Raw genomic sequence first — 17,709 nt, 5'->3', positions numbered from 1 at the left:
ATATCAGAAAATGTCCAAATATCCGGAACGATTATACTACCAGATAATATTTATAATTTAGCCGGGGTAAAGCTACTTGTTTATCAACAAGTAAACTATCGACCACTTGGGATTTCTAGCTCGCTTGGTATTATCATTCAGAATAGAATACTATACATACCAGTAGGAACTTCTGTATCAAGTTTAATAGGTGGCTTAACTAATACTGGTTCATATACCTTAACTTTTGAAGATAAGGACAACAATACTTTAGGAACTGATGCTACGATTGTAACAGGAGATATACTTGTAGTGACTAACGGGAACACTAACTACAACTTCTATTTATCCACTAAAACTTCCATTACACATTAAACTACGTACTAAACGATAATGTTTAAAATATGACTTTAGCATTAGAAAATAACGGCCCTGAAGCCAGCGAAATTAAGACTGGTGAAATAGTTCATGAATATATTAATAGTCTATATTTTACATGTTAACTATACTGGGATAAAGCATAGTACTGCTAGTACACATAGAAGCTGAAGATCAAAATTTTGTACGTTGTTTAATAAAAAACTATACCTTGTCTTTTCATCTCTTTCCGAGTATATGATGATCAAGACCCATAGCAGCACTTTCCTAACTAGATGTATTAAGTATAACAAATAAGACCCTACAAAGTAGAGTCAGTTAATTTATTTGAGACAAGTATGCCTTTTTTGCTTTATTTATTATATTCTAAAACTGTTTCTACTATCTTGTCACTATAATCATTAACTAAAAGTTGAATTTTATTAAGTGTATCTTTATTAATTACATGATAATTACATGTGTATGGAATATCTACAAATCCTACTACTTTAGAATCTCGCACAATAGGGAATAAGTATATACTATATATGTTTAGCACTTTGAATTCCTTTTGTGTTGGCAGCATTTTATGAGTATTTTCAATTGCAACGTATTTCTTAGTAGTTACTAATTTAATAAGAACAGGAATATTCTTAATTATTGTAGGGTAGTCTTCCCTATGAAATTTCTTCCATGTTTCTATGTCTCCCATTTTAGTATCATTTTTATAAAATGCAAAGGCTTCTTCATCGTTTTTAACAGTTAGATATGCAAGGTCATCTACAGGAATAATTTCTTTTAATTTACCAAGTAGTTCATTAAATACTTTATACATATTATCTCTCCTTTATATCAATTTTTTGATTCTATCTTTGTCAATGAATACCTCTGTTCCGTCAGTAATGATTTCTACAACCAAAGGAGCAGTTCTATTAGTAATAAGGTCCTTTATGCTATCAAACTGGCTTAAATCAGTAATTTGTACTGCCTCTAAGCCCATCGCCTCTGCAATTGATGCGATGCTATTTTTTTGAAACACAATCTTAGCGTTACAATCTCTTCCAAATAGAGCTTTCATTCCATTTTTTATAAGACCAAACATAGAATTGTTAATTATAAAATATATTATAGGCATACTGTATTCTTTAGCTGTTAATATCTCTGTTCCATTCATGTAAAATGCTCCATCACCTGCAATTACAGCGTAAGGTATCTTTTTATTATACATATATGAACCCATGACTCCTGCTAAAGCTGTACCAATGCAACCATAATTCAGACTTGTATGAAGGTACATATCCTCTCTTATTGGTAGATACTTATATACATAATTGAAATAGTCTCCTGTATCTGCATGTAAGCATGTATTTTTTGGTAGTATATCAGGGAACTTTTCAAATAATAACCTTAGAGATATACCTGTATGATCTTTAATATAAGGTTTATTCATTTCATGCTTAATAAAAGAAGAATCTTGTTTTTTATTTACTCTATGTATAAGTATACCAATTGCTTCTTTTAAGTCATAGCAAACAGAAATATCTTCATTAAATATTTTATTAAACTCTCGTTTATCCCAATCTATTCTTAAAATTTTTCTTCCAGTAATGAGGATATCATTATAATCCCTTGTTGCACATTGTCCTAAAGATGTACCAAGAAAAAGTACACAGTCTATCTTTTCTTTCTCAACGTAATCAATTGCACTGTCAGTACTACAGAATCCATAATTACCTATATAATATGGATAATCAGTATTTATAACTCCTTTTGCATTTGATGTTGATATTATGGGCCATGAGAGTTTTTGGCTTAATACTTTAATTTCTTTAGAAAGGCCTCTTGTACCTCTTCCAATAAAAATTAATCCCTTCTTTGTTTTGTTTATTTCTTGAATGCATTGGTCTAAAGATTTATTATCGTTAACTGGTTTATCTATTGTCATATTTAAATTGATATCCCCTTTAAAAGCTGACATTTGAACATCAAATGGGATTGAAATATGTACAGGACCACATGGGGGAGTAAGTGCAATATTTATAGCTTTTTGAAGCTCAGTTATAACTTCTTCTTCTTTTGATACCTCTGTAGAGTGTTTTGTAATGCTTTTTACCATAGAAGCATTGTCAAACTCTTGGAAAGCACCTTTTCCCATGTATGACCTTTTTACGTTACCAGTAATTATAAGCATTGGGGCTTTATTTCTTTGAGCGTTTGCAATACCATTAATGGAATTATTAAGTCCTACTCCTCCTGCTAACATACACACCCCTAATTCATTAGAAAGCTCTGCATAGCTTGAAGCTGAGTATGAACAGCCCGCTTCATTTTTAGTAATTATAAACTCGATATTACTATTATTCATTGCATCAAGCATACCTGCAAATGTACTTGCGGGTATACCGAATACACAATTTACTCTATTAATTTCTAACACTTTTATTATTGCGTCGGCTATTCTCATTATGTTTTTCCTCCGTTATGTTTTTAAGGTTCGATATATAAAATATATTTTAGTTGCGAAACTCAGTTATTTTTTGTACTTAAAATGATATGCTTATATGATTGCGAAAATAACAACCCGAGTAATTTAGCTTAATTTGTTACTTTAGTCAACACATAAATAAGGAACATCGTTTAAGATGTCCCTTTAATACTAATATCCCATTGTTTTTAAGTAAGCTTCTCCTTCTTTTGCATCTGTAAATGCCACGGGAGTAACACCTACGTTTTTACCAACTCTGTTCATTTGCATTTTAACCACTGCACTTGCAACGATGATAGATGCATGAGCCATTCCATTATCATTACAATATTGTACAAATTCTCCTAATGCGTCTTGACCATCTGATAATTTGTAATTTCTCATATCACAGAATTTAGCCCATTTACCGTTTTTGAATAAAGGAAGAATCTTTGTTTTATAATCATTCTTCATATCAGTTACGGCTTGTTTTGTGAACATTCCTTTAAATTCCTCGTATACTATCTTCCTATCAACATCAACCTTTAATTCATATGCGTCATGTGTGCTTATTGTTTTTATCATTTGTACTAACCACCTTTTATTATATTTTTTTGATTTGTAAAATTATTCGAGTGTTTTTCTGGTTTAAGAATACTCTAGTTATATCGGTTAATTTAGAAATGTCTTTAGTTAATTTATTGATTTTTATGTTAAAATAGCACTTCTTATAAATATCATTGAGGTAATTAATTTTATTTTGCCCCTTATAGATTGTATCTAAAGGGCATTGTTTAAACCTAGTTAAAAAGTAAAATGATTATATGAAAGGGAGTGGAGGTTTTTTAATATCGATTAAAATTGACTATTACAAACCAGGTGGTCGCAGGTTCGACTCCTGTCCGACGCACCATAACAAATGCAAGTACCTCAATGGTTTGGGGTGCTTGTTATTTTTTGATGATTATAGATTATACTTTGATTGGGGATTATTTAAATCAAATAAATTGGTATTTAATCGCCAGGATGTTTGGTTACAGCTATACTAAGAAGCAGTATATTCCTGCAAGAAAAATCCATAGTAAGATAGATATTATTAAATGTGCATGCGGTATGGATGAGCGTCTTTTAGGGTTATGTGTAAAAATGAGTATATAATGAACAATGAGAAAAATATATAAAATCACATTGTTATGAAATAAAACTAGTCTGTGGATAGTTATCCCCAATTATTCCATCTACTAATCCATGAACGCAGTCATCAGCATTAAATCCTTTCACCGTTACACCATAGTTAATCATTTTACTAAGAAGTTCAACTCCGCAACAAGTCAAATGGCAATCTTTTCGCTATTTGCTATAGTAGATAAAGAAAATAGATATAAAAAATTAACAAAAAATATTTGTCGTCGCCGCAAAAAACTTTTGTTTGAAGGGTTGGGTATAGAACTCCCAATAGATCCTTTCGATGAGTCTTATTCTAAAATTGGATGACATAATTTATTAGTACTTATATAAATAAATGTTACTATATACTGTGGTAATTGGAACTTAATGTAGAAATGTAGTTTGTGGAAGCTTAAATAATTATAGGAAGGTATGAATGTTTTCATTTTAGGGGGAAAGTAAAAATTCTTATAAAGGAGAAAAGAATATGAGAATTTTTTTTAGCTGAGTTAATTGGAATCAAATAATGCAAGGTTCAGTAGGTGGAGAAATTACTGAGTATACCCTTATAGAAAATATACTTCAAAGAGAATATAAAAGTTATTGGACTGATGGAGTTAAATTTACTTTATATGGAAAGTAATTTGAAGCTGCACAGAATTCTTCAGATTTATCTGTGATACCCTTCCTTTGCTATTTGAATTGCAGCCTGTTTGCCTATTCCGGAATTAGATCTGGTTATAACACATATTTTATTATTCATAAATGAAACTTCCTTTCTATGGACTGTCAAGTCTAGACTATGTGGTCTATAAAAATAATAAAACATTGTTTTCGTTTAATAGCAACTGTTTAGCATCATAAAAAAGCTATCATGACCTCCATAACAAGATAATTTCCCATTTTATTAAATTGAATTTATGGTAAATGTTTTTTATTAATGGGCCTTCTGCATAAATTACGACCACTACCCCAATAAAAATTTGACATACTAATAAAGCTATGATCATATAATTTTACAGACCGACGGACGGACGGCATGAGGAGAGAGGTAAAATATAATGAAAATTAATAAGGTAGATATGAAAAATATAGATAAGATGTTAAAGGATAATAATAATCTAACATCGCCAATGGATGATATGTATGAATTAGGAATTATTCCTTCTTGTGATTTTTTTGAGATTGAAGATGAAGATGGTTTTTATGGATTTTTTGCTACTAATAGTGAAAATGTCATGCTGCAATTCTACGTTAAGGATAAAAACAGAGAAGATATTTCAATGATTTTTGAGTCAGTCATTACTCAAAATGGCGTAAAGAAAGCGTTATGCTGTTCTAATGACCCTATATTCTATTCGTTGTGTAAAGAAAAATCTACAAATATCGTTACGAATGATCATATGTTTCATGAGGACGAAGTTATTATTAACCCTATGCCATTCGATGGGATTGTTATGGACAATGCTAATATAAATGAATTGGATGAAATTATGTCATATTTCACAGGGATAGGAATGGCTGGTGACTGGTTAGTATATTATATGACTCAGCGAATTAATCAAGGTGAACTTATACTCTTTAGATATAATGGAGGAATTATAGGAACTGGCGAGACTAGACCAAGTATTAGCAGTGAAGGTTATGCTAATATAGGTATGACCGTATCAACAGATTATAGAAGACTTGGGTTAGGTAGCTATATAATATCAACTATTAGAAAGATTACAAATGAAAGAGGCTATAAGGCTATTTGTTCTACAGATAGAACAAATATAGCGTCTATTCATACTATTATAAAGTCCGGTTTTGTGTGTTATCATAAGGTCGACGAAATGACTTTTTAGAGTGTAATACAGTTAGATGAATATCTAGTGAAAATGTTGGCTTATAAAAGGAGAATTTAATATGACTACTAGAGAAAAAATTATAATGACTGCTAATGAACTTTTTCTATCAGAGGGATTTGCTAATGTTTCTATAAAAAAAATAACGGACGGCGTAGGGATTGGTAAAGCTACATTTTATCATCACTTTAAAACTAAAGAAAATTTAATGGATATATATCTAGAAGATATGGTTAAACATTTTGACGATAATATTAATGCAGAACTTGAAAATAGTAATATGACGATTACTCAGAAAATCGACAGGTTATTTGAAATCCTCATATCTTCTAAACTTGAAAATACAGAGTTTAACACTGAGATACTTAATAATTTTAAAACATATTATTCTATCAGCAATTATGTGTATTTAGAGACAATGGAAAAGTTTTCTTTGATATATTTTGCTCCTATTTTTTCAAACGTTATTAGAGAAGGCAAATTATTTGATGATACACACAACGTTGATAAAATTAGTAGAATGATACTTAGATTATCTTTTATCTTTTCAAAAGAGAATGTAGCAGTGTTAACAGCAAATCAAGGTATGGACAAAAATCATATTAAATCGGAGATTATGTCTTATGCTTATTCGTATCGTATGATGATAGAAAGGCTATTAGGACTTACTGACAACAGCCTTAAGCAAATAGATATCAGCAATTACCTATATAGCGAAGAGTATGATAACAGTAAAAAATCTTAATTATATCCTTTTTGAAATGTTTGACAAAAAAATACTCCTCCTTACAATCTTTGATAATCACTTATCTCAATTATTGCCACGAAAGAGTACATTTTATTGTACAGCTGACATATACTCGCATTAGAAGAAGTACTTGCTCTTGCGAAAATATATAAACCTGAAGAATTTTAATTTACTGTTTTCATACTAGCGACCTTATCTTTTATACTTTGAACTTTTGTACGCTTTCAGATAAACTTTGTGCCATTCCCGCAAGAGTTTCTGCTGTTGCAGTCATCTCCTCTGAAAATGCTGTCTGCTGCTCTGTTGTGGCTGAAATTTCCTCAGCGGATGCAGCTACTTCTTCTGAAACACTTGCTACTGATTCTACTTTTTCCACCACATGGTCTTTAGACTTAACTGCGGATTCTAATGCATAATTTACATTCTTAATTTGAGGAGCTATAAGCTTAACTTCATCCAATATATCCTTAAATGAGGAAACTGTACTGTCCACTGTAACGACCTGCTCTTCAATTTTATCAGTTACTAAGTCAGCTTTACTTGAAACTTCCTTTGTATCTTTAGTAACTGTGCTCACAAGCTCCATAATTCCATTTGAAGAATCTGAAACTTGCTCTGCTAGCTTTCTAATCTCATCCGCAACTACAGCAAATCCTTTTCCTGATTCTCCAGCCCTAGCAGCTTCTATAGATGCATTAAGCGCTAACAAATTAGTTTGTCCAGCAACATTATTTATAACCTCTGTAATAGCCGTAATCTTTTCTACGCTACCATTTAATAATATAAGTTTTTCTGTAACATATTTAAACTCTTGCCTTATACCTTCTACTGAAGTTACAAGTTCTCCTATTCTTAATGATCCAACATCAGCAGCCCCTTTAATTTTACTACTTCCAACCGAAACCATTTGAGCATTTTCATTTATAGTATCAAAAGTTTTTGTGAATTCTTCAAGAAGTGTAACTGATTCAACAAGATTTTGGCTCTGTGTTGTAGCACCATCTGCAACTTCACCTATAGCACTCGTAATTTCCATGCTAGATGATGAAACTTCTTCACTAGAAGCCGAAAGAGTCTGAGAAATACCATTTAAGTCGCTTGTGGTAATTTTTATACTACCAATCATCTCTCTAAGTATTTCTAAAGTTTTATTCATAGCTATAGCGAGTGTACCAACTTCATCATTAGATCCTACTTTCAACGTGGCTGTAAAATCACCCTCAGAAATTGTTTCTAATGCAGAAACTACATTTTTAATAGGTTTTGTAATTTTCGATGAAAAATAGTATGCAAATATTAATATTAGAATTAAACTTATTATGAATAATAATGCTATTTTTTTTATAATATTAAGGACGATATATTTTATATCTTGAGTATCAATTGTAATTGATGATACCCCGACAATTTTACCATCCATTAATTGTGGAACCACCGTAGTTATTCCTTTATATTCACCACCTACATAATCATTAGTATTCCCATCTTTAAGTGCTGCCAATGCATTTGCATCTCCTGATTTTCCTATTTGACTTTTGTCACTATTGGACAATATATTTCCAGTTAAATCCATATACTGAAAATTTGTAATGCTAGGTTGTGCCTTACATATTTCCTCCATATAAGATTGGATATAAGCGCTATCATAATTGGAATTTTCTAAACTCATATTTGCTTGTCCTATAATTATTTTACTATCTGATATGATCTGTTCGTTAAGCATGCTACCCATATTTATAGATATTAAAGCAAACATAGTTAACATACTTATAATTGCTACGGACATAAAACCTGCTGTAACCTTTTTTCTAAGGGAATTAAACAATTCTATCATCTCCTTTATTATGACTTTACATCTTAATTATTAAGATTTTTTAACAAATATGTATAATTTTTTTTACGCTGGATTATGATCATCGATTGTGCACATTTCATCTAAAATCCTCTTAAATACAGCAATATCAGAATTGCGTTTTTCTTGTCGTAAAAATTCTAATAATCCTTTTATCATAAAAGCACCCCTTCCTTTGTTATGATAGTGTAAACACTATCTTTGTTTTTATATATCTAAATCCTTGCTATTGTAAGGGTTTTAGCTGTTTTCAGCAATGCCACCTTCTATCTGATATAATTGTTGTATCTAAACCCAACAAAATATTCCAAAAGAAGGTGTCATTGTGAGCTCAATTATATCAATATTAGTTACGTATAATCAAGTATTACTTTCTCAAATCTAGCAATTACTTGTTCTTATTGCGAAAAATATACCTCTTAGTGAAGCAAAATACGTTATGAAAGGCCTAAATATAAGAAAGATAGACACAGATTTAAGCTACATTACATTTATCGTGAGTTTACCACTAATATAATAAGCTATTAATCTAATATTTAAAAATTATGTTATAATTAGTATGAAGATTAGCTTTAATTGCTATATAATTGTAAAATATGGCGAAGTAAGAATTATAAAAAATGTGAAAAGGAGTATTTGAATGAAAAATAGAAATGAATTATTGAAAGCTTATATTCCAATTGCAATTTTTGGATTTTTATGCTTAACAAGTGTAGGTTTGACTAATGTTGCTGGCTTAAGCTTAACTGTTCTTTTTTCAATATTGTATTTATTTATTGAAAACAAAAGAAACAAAGGGAAAATGGAAGACATCGGTTTTATTCCAAAAAACATTTTATCTGATATAAAAAAAAATTGGTGGTTAATTTTGATTCCTGTTGTTTCGTGTATTGTATCAATTAGTTTGCTTAAATTTGTCCTTCCAGAGTTTTACTTGTATCTTTTAGACAAAAAATCGATGTTATCATTTGACAAATCGCTTTTACAGATACCTAAATTATTGATTTTAGCATTTGCTGAGGAAATAGCATTTAGAGGGTTTTTCCAGACTAAGCTTTGCAATATTACAAAACCAATTTGGGCGATTATCATTGCTTCATTATTTTTTGCCATAGGAAATTTTTCGGCTGTCTCCATTTCAGTTATTTATATCTTGTTTTTTATTTTTATGGATAATATTGTTTACGGAGTGATATATCAAAAAACTAAGAATATTTACTCGTGCACTATTTCACATTTTTTAGCAAATGTCACTGCGACATTTATTCTTTTACTTATTTGATTAAACATAAGGAGTATGAGAAAACATATGATAATATACTTAATGCCATTGTTTATAATTTCATTCAATACAGAGGTAATCCTCTAATCATATAAATAATTATTTATAATTTAATTTATTAGCAATATTTTATTATAATGTTTACGCAACAATGTAAAATGACTACTTACTAATGTAAAAACTAATCCATTTAAATCACTTTCCTTTTAACGTTGTTAATGTCACAGCATCGGATGCCTTAAAAGGAGATTATGGTAATATAAATTCTGAATTTATATTTTTCTAAACAAGTATTTTTAGGAAATAAAGTATTTAGGTGGCAAGAAATAGTATTAGTTTTTAAATTATAATAAGCATTGAGAGAGAAGCTAAAAATATAACTGACATCATAATTATAGTTATTATTGAAGTAAAACTTCTATCTATTTTTTTATTTAGTTTTAATAATAATAATATAATAATAGCCACAATCATTAAATACATCCCAATTACTGTGCTGAATATATCACGAATCAAAAGGTTGAAATCAGTTTTATTTGGATAATATTTGTAAAATATCATCGCAATAAGAGAAACTACAGCATTAATTATAGAAATGATTTTTTTTTGTTTAATATTCATTTTTCACCTCCCATATAGTAAAGTATTTATTAATCATTAGTTTAACGTGCATATATCTAAAACTATTTTAACATTATTTAGTAAAAAAGGATATAAACATGGGTATAGCTACAATTCATTGAGGAAATTACAATAGTGTCGAGCGTCATCATCATTAAGCTAAATTTATGAGAAACATTACTATACAGTCTTGCAATTTTTACAGAAGATGGACAGACAGCTACTTTTTATAAAAAAGTTATACTCTTAACTTTACATTTCCAAATGATTTTGGCGCATATCGTATTGTAATATATATGAAAATATATGGATTCGAACCATTAGAAAGCAAGACTTATGTTAGTAATGGGATACATGGACATGAGTTCGGGTAAAAAAAAATATCTTGAAATAATAAACTGTACCCTATAGAGTAGACGACTAAAAAGTCTACACTATAGGGTTATTTTTATGTGTAATCAATTAGTGGAAGTGTATCATCAAAAAAACATTTTTTCTGAATTAACTTTTAGGGTGTTTTTTAAAATTAGGAATTTGTATAATAATTAATAATTTAATAAGGCTAATATCATATATTGCATTACTAAATGCATGTTAACTGTAAAATTAATATGTTAAAATAAAACTAGCTTAAATAGCAAATCCTGAGTTTAAATCAAATATCGATTAATTATATTTTTAAATTACTAATCTAATTTGTTTTTATATATTAATTAAGAAATGGGGCCTTGTCATGAAAAAAATTATAATAATTTTTACTGGTGGAACTATATCTATGCAAAAGGATGAAGAAAATGCAGTAGTACCTGCTATGAGTGGGCAAGATATATTAAAGCTGACTCCGGGTATGGAGAATATTGCAGATATTAAATTTTTAGATTTTGGTATGATGCCAGGTCCACATATTACGCCTGAGAATATGCAAGAATTATCAATACTAATAAATAATAAATTGGGGATTGAAGATTATGACGGAGTTATAGTTACTCATGGTACAGATTCATTAGAGGAAACTGCGTATTTTGTAGATTTAACCTATAACGGTACAAAACCTGTAATTTTTGTAGGTTCAATGAAAAACAGTTCTGAATCAGGATGGGATGGGCCCTCTAATTTAATAAGTGCAGTGCATACGGCAATATCAGATGAAGCAAAAGATAGAGGTGTCATGGTAGTAATGAGTGAAGAGGTTCATGCCGCATCTCAAGTAACTAAGACAAATACCCATACATTGGATACATTTAAAAGCTTGGATTGTGGACCTATTGGTTTTATAGAAAACAAGAAAGTGTATTTTTACTACAGCTATACTAAGAAGCAGTATATTCCTGCAAAAAGAATCCATAGTAAGATAGATATTATTAAATGTGCATGCGGTATGGATGAGCGTCTTCTAGGGTTATGTGTAGATTCGGGAACAGATGGAATTATCATTGAAGGTATGGGAAGAGGAAATATTCCACCCAAGATGGTTTGTGGAGTTGAGTATGCTTTAAGCAAAAATATCCCTGTTGTTCTAGTTTCAAGATGCTTCATGGGCAGGGTTCTTGATGATTACGGCTATGAAGGCGCTGGAAGAGAACTGACTGAAAAAGGAGTGATTCTTGGTGGCAATCTTTCTGGACAAAAGGCTAGAATTAAATTGATGTTGGCTTTAGGATATACAAATGATTTAGCTGAAATTAAGGAGATATTTGAAAAACACTGCTATTAATTTTAAATTATATGAATAATCATATGGAAGAAGTGAAAATATGCATCAGTGTAGGAGGAAGATTTGTGGATATTACTGATTATAAAATCCTTGAGATACTTTTAGAGGACGGAAGGATACCTAGGAAAGAGCTTGCTCAAAGGGTATCACTTAGCGCACCAGCGGCGGCCGAGAGAGTAAAGAGGCTTGAGGAAGAAGATATTATAACAGGGTACAAAGTAAAAATAAACTATGCGAAGCTGGGGAAAAAAATTAATGTGCTTATAAATGTATCTATAAATGTTCAGAGAAGTGAAAAGTTTATGGAATTTATAAAGGCAGAATATTCTATAATAGAATGCTATCATGTTACTGGGCCATACTGTAAAATTTTGAAGGCTAGACTTGATGATGTGGCAGATCTAGAAAAGCTTGTTGGGAAAATACAAATGTTTGGAGATACGGAGACATATATAATACTCTCCTCAGTAGAAAATGAGCATGTAATCGGAAATGAGAAAAATATATAAAATCATATTGTTATGGAATAAAACATTGAACTTGGAGGTAATAACATGGATAAATTAAATCTTCAGCGTAAAGAAATAGAGGAAGTTTATGGTAAAATAAGCCCTTTTGAACTTAAAGATAAATTAATTGATCTTGCAGAGGAATCTAAAAAAAGTAGCGCACACTCACTACTGGATGCAGGGAGAGGTAATCCTAATTGGATTGCAGCATCCCCAAGAGAAGCCTTTTTCACCTTTGGTCAATTTGCAGTTGAAGAAAGTCGTAGGGTATGGAGTGATCACGACTTAGCTGGAATGCCAAGCAAGGAAGGTACTTCCAGAAGGTTTTTAGATTTTACAAAAGCACACAAAGATGCCCCTGGAATTGAACTTCTTAGTAAAATGATTAACTATGGTGTAACGGTGAAAGGATTTAATGCTGATGACTGGATTCATGAATTAGTAGATGGAATAATTGGGGATAATTATCCACAGCCTGATAGAATGTTAATTCAGGTTGAAAGTGTAGTTAATGACTACCTTATACAAGAGTTAGGATACAAGGGGCCTCTTGAAGGAAAATTTAGGACCTTTGGGGTTGAAGGTGCAACTGCAGCAATGTGCTATATTTTTGATACATTAATTGCAAACAATATACTGTCAAAGGGAGATAAAATCGCACTCATGGCACCAATTTTCACGCCTTATCTTGAGATACCGCATTTACCACGTTATAATTTTGAAGTTGTAAAAGTTTTAGCTGACGAAATCACCGAAGATGGTAGGCGCACCTGGCAATATTCTTCAAAAGAAATTGAAAAAATAAGAGATTCAAGTATAAAAGCATTGTTTATAGTTAATCCCAGCAATCCAGCTTCTGTTGCAATGAAACCGGAAACAGTTAATCAGCTAAAAAATATTGTTGATACTGATAATCCGGATTTAATGATTATTTCAGATGATGTATATAGTACTTTTGTAGATGAGTTTCGTTCATTAATGGCAGATTTGCCATACAATACAATAGGCGTATATTCTTATTCAAAATATTTTGGCGTAACAGGCTGGCGTCTTGGGACTATTTCACTATATGAACACAATGTATTTAATAAATTATTAAAGCAGCAAGACGAAGATAAAAAGGAAAGAGCAAGAAGACGTTACGGCGGAATTTCTACCGAGCCAGATAGCATACCTTTTATTGATAGAATAGTGGCCGATAGCCGTCAAGTAGCTCTTAATCATACTGCAGGGTTATCAACTCCGCAACAAGTCCAAATGGCATTCTTTTCGCTATTTGCTTTAGTAGATAAAGAAAATAGGTATAAAAAATTAACAAAAAATATTTGTCGTCGCCGCAAAAGACTTTTGTTTGAAGGGTTGGGTATAGAACTTCCAATAGATCCTTTCGATGCGTATTATTACACTCAATTTGATTTGTTGGAGTGGGCAGGCCAAAATTACAATGGAGAATTTGTGCAATACTTACAAGGAAATTATAAACCTGTGGATATTCTTATACGTCTAGCAGAGCAGTCTTCCATAGTATTACTCGGCAGTAGTGGGTTCAACGGACCAGAATGGGCTATCAGAATATCACTTGCAAATCTTAATGATGAGTCTTATTCTAAAATTGGGAAAGTACTTAATAAAATAATGCAGGAATATGCAAGAGAGTGGAGTGACTCTAAAACTATCTAATATACTATCGGTTTAATATTTTTAAAAGAAGTTAGCAAGAAAAATAAATTAACTATTTGTTCATAGTTTTTCTTGATTTATAGTACTGTTCTTGGATAGTTTTAAACTCCCTTAAAATAGAATACGGACAAAACAAAGAAAAGAGCACTTAGGAATATTCTTCCTAAGTGCTCTTAACATTTAAAACATATGGTGCCGAAGGCGGGAATCGAACCCGCACGGTATTGCTACCACTGGATTTTGAGTCCAGCGCGTCTGCCAGTTCCACCACTTCGGCATGTCTGACAAAATTTATTTTATCATATATTAATAATTAATGCAATAGATATAGTATATTTCGTATATAAAGTTTGTGTTCAAGAAATTTGCTAGTTTTTAGTACATATCATTGTTATATCACAACATAAACTGTTATAATTGTTTAGTGATAAGGCAAAACTAAAGTATAAGTAGAATTGCAACATAGTGAATATAATTAATTATGAAGTTGATATTTTTATTGATATAATATATTATGCGCAAACCTAGTAGAAAGAAGGGATTTACAATGGCTAAGGAAAGGTTATTAATTTTGGATGGGCATAGTCTTATGTATAGAGCTTTTTATGCATTACCAGCCCTAACGAATTCAGATGGAATATATACAAATGCAGTTTATGGTTTTACAGGTATGCTTTTAAAGATGAAAGAGGAGTTTAAGCCAGATTACATAGTTACCACTTTTGATAGGAAGGCTCCTACTTTTCGTCATGAAGAATATAAAGAGTATAAGGCAGGCCGAAAGAAAATGCCTGATGAGCTCAAAGGACAGTTTTCTATTGTTAGAGAGCTTTTAGAAAAGATGGCTATTGATATTTTTGAATTAGATGGATATGAAGCTGATGATTTGATAGGAACATTGTCTGTATTTGCAGAAGAAAAAGGGCTAGAAGTGTTTATAGTAACAGGAGATAGAGATGCACTTCAACTTGCTACAGATAACGTTAAAATTGTAATAAACAAAAAAGGAATGTCTGAAAAAGAAATATACGATAGAAATCGCATGATAGAGGATTACGGCGTAACCCCTACGGAATTTATTGATGTAAAAGGTCTAATGGGGGATGCTTCGGATAATATACCAGGTGTGCCAGGGATTGGTGAAAAAACTGCTTATAAGCTTATTAAAGAGTATAAGAGTATAGAAAATATTCTAATGAATATTGATAAACTTAGTGGTAAGAAACTTATTGAGAATTTAACAACTTATAGTGAACAGGCCATTTTTAGTAAGAAGCTAGCAACAATTATTACTTGCGTGCCTATGGAAATGGATTTAGATTCAATTAAATCAAAAGAAAAATATGATGTACGTGCTGTAAAAGATTTATTTTTCAAATTGCAATTCAAATCACTAATAGCTAAAATACCAGATGATGAGGATTCAATTGAAGAAGTATTTTCTGCGGAGTTTAAAGTGGTGGATAAACTACAAGCGCTGCTAGAACTTGTGAATAAAGTAAAAGATACAGTATATATAATATTTGATATTAAAGATGCCAATGTGTTTTCTGAAATTAGAGTAAACAACATATACATTAATTATAATGAAGAAAATTATTGCATTCTGGTTCAAGATTTATTTAATGAAGATAAAGAAAAAACTATAAATTATTTGAAAATTATTCTTGAGAATAATGATGTTAAAAAGGTGAGCCACTCTGTTAAAAATGCATATACTGCTCTTAATAAAGATGGAATTGTGCTGCAAGGCGTGCAATTTGATACTGAAATTGCGGCTTATTTGCTAGATTCAGCTAAAAGCGAGTACAGTTTAGAAACCCTTATTGAGACTAACCTTAGAATTACTATTTCCGGGGAAGGTAATGAAAAGGGGATTAACAAAGTAGCACTTTTAAAAAGCCTTTATGATATATTAGAAAATAAGATTGAACAGTATGATATGGGAGAACTTCTATACAAGGTGGAGCAGCCTTTAACAGAAGCTATATCATATATGGAAGCAGAAGGATTTAAAATAGATAAGGATAAATTAAAAGAATTAGGTGTGAAATTCGCGTTAGATATAAAGGAAATGGAAACTACTATTTATGATTTAGCTGGAGATGAATTTAATATTAAGTCTCCAAAACAGCTGGGCAAGATATTATTTGAAAAATTAGATTTACCTGTTATAAAGAAAACAAAAACAGGATATTCGACTAATGCAGAGGTATTAGAGGCACTTGTGGATAAACACCCAATTATAAAGGAAATCACTCGTTATAGAGGTCTCACAAAGATTTTCTCGACTTACATAGAAGGTCTACAGGCAGTAATTGATACAGATTGTAGAATACATTCTAATTTCAATCAAACAGTTACTACAACAGGAAGGTTATCAAGTACAGAGCCTAATTTGCAAAACATTCCTATAAAAAATGAAATGGGAAGAGCCATAAGACGTGTATTTATACCACACAATGAGTCTTGTGTTATTTTATCTGCGGATTATTCTCAAATAGAGCTTAGAGTACTTGCTCATATAGCTAGAGATGAAAATTTAACCCAGGCTTTCATTAAGCATGCTGATATCCATACTAAAACCGCCTCAGAGGTATTTAATGTACCTATGGAAGAGGTTACATCCCAAATGAGAAGTAATGCTAAAGCTGTAAATTTCGGCATAGTATATGGTATTGGAGAATTTAGTTTAGCTAAGGATATAAATGTATCTAGAAAAGAAGCTAAAACCTATATAGAAACTTATTTTTCAAGATATCCAAATGTTAAAAAATACATGGAAGATATAGTAGTTGAAGCTGAAAAGAATAGTAGCGTTTCTACAATTATGAATAGAAGAAGATTTATATTTGAAATAAACTCTTCTAATAAAATTGTACAGTCTTTTGGAAAAAGACTTGCCATGAATACGCCTATTCAGGGTAGTGCGGCAGATATTATTAAACTTGCCATGGTAAATGTATTCCATAAATTAAAAGAAGAAGGATTAAAGAGTACACTAATACTCCAAGTACACGATGAATTAATACTAAATGTGTATAAGGATGAGCTAAAACAGGTTGAGGATTTAGTGAAGCAACAGATGGAAAATGTTATTGAACTTTCAGTTCCTTTAGAAGTAGAAATAAGCATAGGGGATACATGGTATGAGGCAAAATAGTTAAGAGTTAAACCTAAACTTTAAAGTGGAAAGAGCGGGGGTAAAAAAGTGCTAAAAGTTGGAATAACAGGTGGTATAGGTAGTGGAAAGAGTACGGTAACTAATATGATCAGAAATAGATGCTTTCCAATTATTGATGCAGATATTGTAGCTAAAGAGGTTTTTATATTATATCCTGAGGTACTTACTCAGATTAAAAAGGAATTTGGGCGTGAATTTTTTAGTGAAAATGGTAGTATTATGAGGAAAAAACTTGGAAACTATATATTTAAGAGCGAAGATAAGAGAAAAAAACTTGAGGATATAATGATCCCCTTCATAATAAG

General features: G+C 31.0%; 15 protein-coding genes and 1 tRNA gene. 9 read left to right on the top strand and 7 right to left on the bottom strand.

Features of this window, described 5'->3' with window-relative positions; genetic code table 11:
- Window positions 1-354, top strand: a 354-nt coding sequence (locus ACJAX4_RS13825; RefSeq protein ID WP_435790042.1) for a hypothetical protein, incomplete at its 5' end; no start/stop codon positions are given.
- Between the two features lie 355 nt (window positions 355-709).
- Here ACJAX4_RS13825 and ACJAX4_RS13820 read toward each other — a convergent pair.
- The 4 genes from ACJAX4_RS13820 to ACJAX4_RS13805 form a co-directional block, all read right to left on the bottom strand.
- Window positions 710-1,171, bottom strand: coding sequence for a hypothetical protein (locus ACJAX4_RS13820; RefSeq protein WP_435790041.1), 462 nt, complete (start codon window positions 1,169-1,171; stop codon window positions 710-712).
- 12 nt (window positions 1,172-1,183) lie between these two features.
- Window positions 1,184-2,800, bottom strand: a complete 1,617-nt coding sequence (locus ACJAX4_RS13815) for a thiamine pyrophosphate-binding protein (protein ID WP_435790040.1) — start codon at window positions 2,798-2,800, stop codon at window positions 1,184-1,186.
- A 192-nt stretch (window positions 2,801-2,992) separates the two neighbouring features.
- Window positions 2,993-3,385: a hypothetical protein gene (locus ACJAX4_RS13810; protein WP_435790039.1), complete on the bottom strand. Its 393-nt coding sequence runs from the start codon at window positions 3,383-3,385 to the stop codon at window positions 2,993-2,995.
- A 606-nt stretch (window positions 3,386-3,991) separates the two neighbouring features.
- On the bottom strand, window positions 3,992-4,135 hold the full coding sequence (locus ACJAX4_RS13805; RefSeq protein ID WP_435790038.1) for a hypothetical protein: 144 nt from the start codon (window positions 4,133-4,135) through the stop codon (window positions 3,992-3,994).
- A gap of 893 nt (window positions 4,136-5,028) precedes the next feature.
- Between ACJAX4_RS13805 and ACJAX4_RS13800 the strand changes: the two genes are divergently transcribed.
- Window positions 5,029-5,814: a GNAT family N-acetyltransferase gene (locus ACJAX4_RS13800; protein WP_435790037.1), complete on the top strand. Its 786-nt coding sequence runs from the start codon at window positions 5,029-5,031 to the stop codon at window positions 5,812-5,814.
- Window positions 5,815-5,875: 61 nt separating this feature from the next.
- The gene (locus tag ACJAX4_RS13795; protein ID WP_435790036.1) at window positions 5,876-6,559 is read left to right on the top strand and encodes a TetR/AcrR family transcriptional regulator; all 684 of its coding nucleotides are present in this window, start codon (window positions 5,876-5,878) and stop codon (window positions 6,557-6,559) included.
- Window positions 6,560-6,761: 202 nt separating this feature from the next.
- Here ACJAX4_RS13795 and ACJAX4_RS13790 read toward each other — a convergent pair whose 3' ends face one another.
- Complete coding sequence (locus ACJAX4_RS13790) at window positions 6,762-8,387, bottom strand: methyl-accepting chemotaxis protein (protein WP_435790035.1); 1,626 nt, start codon at window positions 8,385-8,387, stop codon at window positions 6,762-6,764.
- Window positions 8,388-9,054: 667 nt separating this feature from the next.
- On the opposite strand from ACJAX4_RS13790, the gene ACJAX4_RS13785 reads away from it, so the two are divergent.
- Entirely contained in the window at window positions 9,055-9,696 is a 642-nt protein-coding gene (locus ACJAX4_RS13785) for a lysostaphin resistance A-like protein (RefSeq protein WP_435790034.1), read from the top strand.
- Between the two features lie 339 nt (window positions 9,697-10,035).
- On the opposite strand, the gene ACJAX4_RS13780 is transcribed toward ACJAX4_RS13785, so the two are convergent.
- Window positions 10,036-10,317, bottom strand: coding sequence for a hypothetical protein (locus ACJAX4_RS13780; protein ID WP_435790033.1), 282 nt, complete (start codon window positions 10,315-10,317; stop codon window positions 10,036-10,038).
- 733 nt (window positions 10,318-11,050) lie between these two features.
- Here ACJAX4_RS13780 and ACJAX4_RS13775 point away from each other — a divergent pair.
- The 3 genes from ACJAX4_RS13775 to aspD all read left to right on the top strand — a co-directional run bounded on the left by ACJAX4_RS13775 (window position 11,051) and on the right by aspD (window position 14,220).
- Window positions 11,051-12,031 (top strand): asparaginase, encoded by a 981-nt coding sequence (locus tag ACJAX4_RS13775; RefSeq protein ID WP_435790032.1) that lies wholly within the window; start codon window positions 11,051-11,053, stop codon window positions 12,029-12,031.
- A gap of 65 nt (window positions 12,032-12,096) precedes the next feature.
- Complete coding sequence (locus ACJAX4_RS13770; RefSeq protein WP_435790031.1) at window positions 12,097-12,540, top strand: Lrp/AsnC family transcriptional regulator; 444 nt, start codon at window positions 12,097-12,099, stop codon at window positions 12,538-12,540.
- A gap of 45 nt (window positions 12,541-12,585) precedes the next feature.
- Window positions 12,586-14,220, top strand: coding sequence for an aspartate 4-decarboxylase (aspD, locus tag ACJAX4_RS13765; RefSeq protein ID WP_435790030.1), 1,635 nt, complete (start codon window positions 12,586-12,588; stop codon window positions 14,218-14,220).
- A gap of 190 nt (window positions 14,221-14,410) precedes the next feature.
- On the opposite strand, the gene ACJAX4_RS13760 is transcribed toward aspD, so the two are convergent.
- A tRNA-Leu gene (locus tag ACJAX4_RS13760) sits at window positions 14,411-14,497 on the bottom strand.
- Window positions 14,498-14,767: 270 nt separating this feature from the next.
- Here ACJAX4_RS13760 and polA point away from each other — a divergent pair.
- The gene (gene polA / locus ACJAX4_RS13755; RefSeq protein WP_435790029.1) at window positions 14,768-17,383 is read left to right on the top strand and encodes a DNA polymerase I; all 2,616 of its coding nucleotides are present in this window, start codon (window positions 14,768-14,770) and stop codon (window positions 17,381-17,383) included.
- 48 nt (window positions 17,384-17,431) lie between these two features.
- Window positions 17,432-17,709 (top strand): dephospho-CoA kinase (gene coaE, locus ACJAX4_RS13750; protein WP_435790028.1); only part of this gene is annotated, 278 nt, incomplete at its 3' end.

Source organism: Clostridium sp. (genome assembly GCF_051278035.1).
In the GTDB taxonomy this organism is placed as follows: Bacteria; Bacillota; Clostridia; order Clostridiales; family Clostridiaceae; genus Clostridium_AD.
This window is presented reverse-complemented; position numbering and strand designations above follow the sequence as displayed.

Excerpts from the sequence above, each read along its gene's own strand:
- ACJAX4_RS13820 (WP_435790041.1), bottom strand. The coding sequence starts at position 1,171 with ATGTATAAAGTATTTAATGAACTACTTGGTAAATTAAAAGAAATTATT.
- ACJAX4_RS13815 (WP_435790040.1), bottom strand. The coding sequence starts at position 2,800 with ATGAGAATAGCCGACGCAATAATAAAAGTGTTAGAAATTAATAGAGTA.
- ACJAX4_RS13810 (WP_435790039.1), bottom strand. The coding sequence starts at position 3,385 with ATGATAAAAACAATAAGCACACATGACGCATATGAATTAAAGGTTGAT.
- ACJAX4_RS13800 (WP_435790037.1), top strand. The coding sequence starts at position 5,029 with ATGAAAATTAATAAGGTAGATATGAAAAATATAGATAAGATGTTAAAG.
- ACJAX4_RS13795 (WP_435790036.1), top strand. The coding sequence starts at position 5,876 with ATGACTACTAGAGAAAAAATTATAATGACTGCTAATGAACTTTTTCTA.
- ACJAX4_RS13785 (WP_435790034.1), top strand. The coding sequence starts at position 9,055 with ATGAAAAATAGAAATGAATTATTGAAAGCTTATATTCCAATTGCAATT.
- ACJAX4_RS13780 (WP_435790033.1), bottom strand. The coding sequence starts at position 10,317 with ATGAATATTAAACAAAAAAAAATCATTTCTATAATTAATGCTGTAGTT.
- ACJAX4_RS13775 (WP_435790032.1), top strand. The coding sequence starts at position 11,051 with ATGAAAAAAATTATAATAATTTTTACTGGTGGAACTATATCTATGCAA.
- aspD (WP_435790030.1), top strand. The coding sequence starts at position 12,586 with ATGGATAAATTAAATCTTCAGCGTAAAGAAATAGAGGAAGTTTATGGT.
- polA (WP_435790029.1), top strand. The coding sequence starts at position 14,768 with ATGGCTAAGGAAAGGTTATTAATTTTGGATGGGCATAGTCTTATGTAT.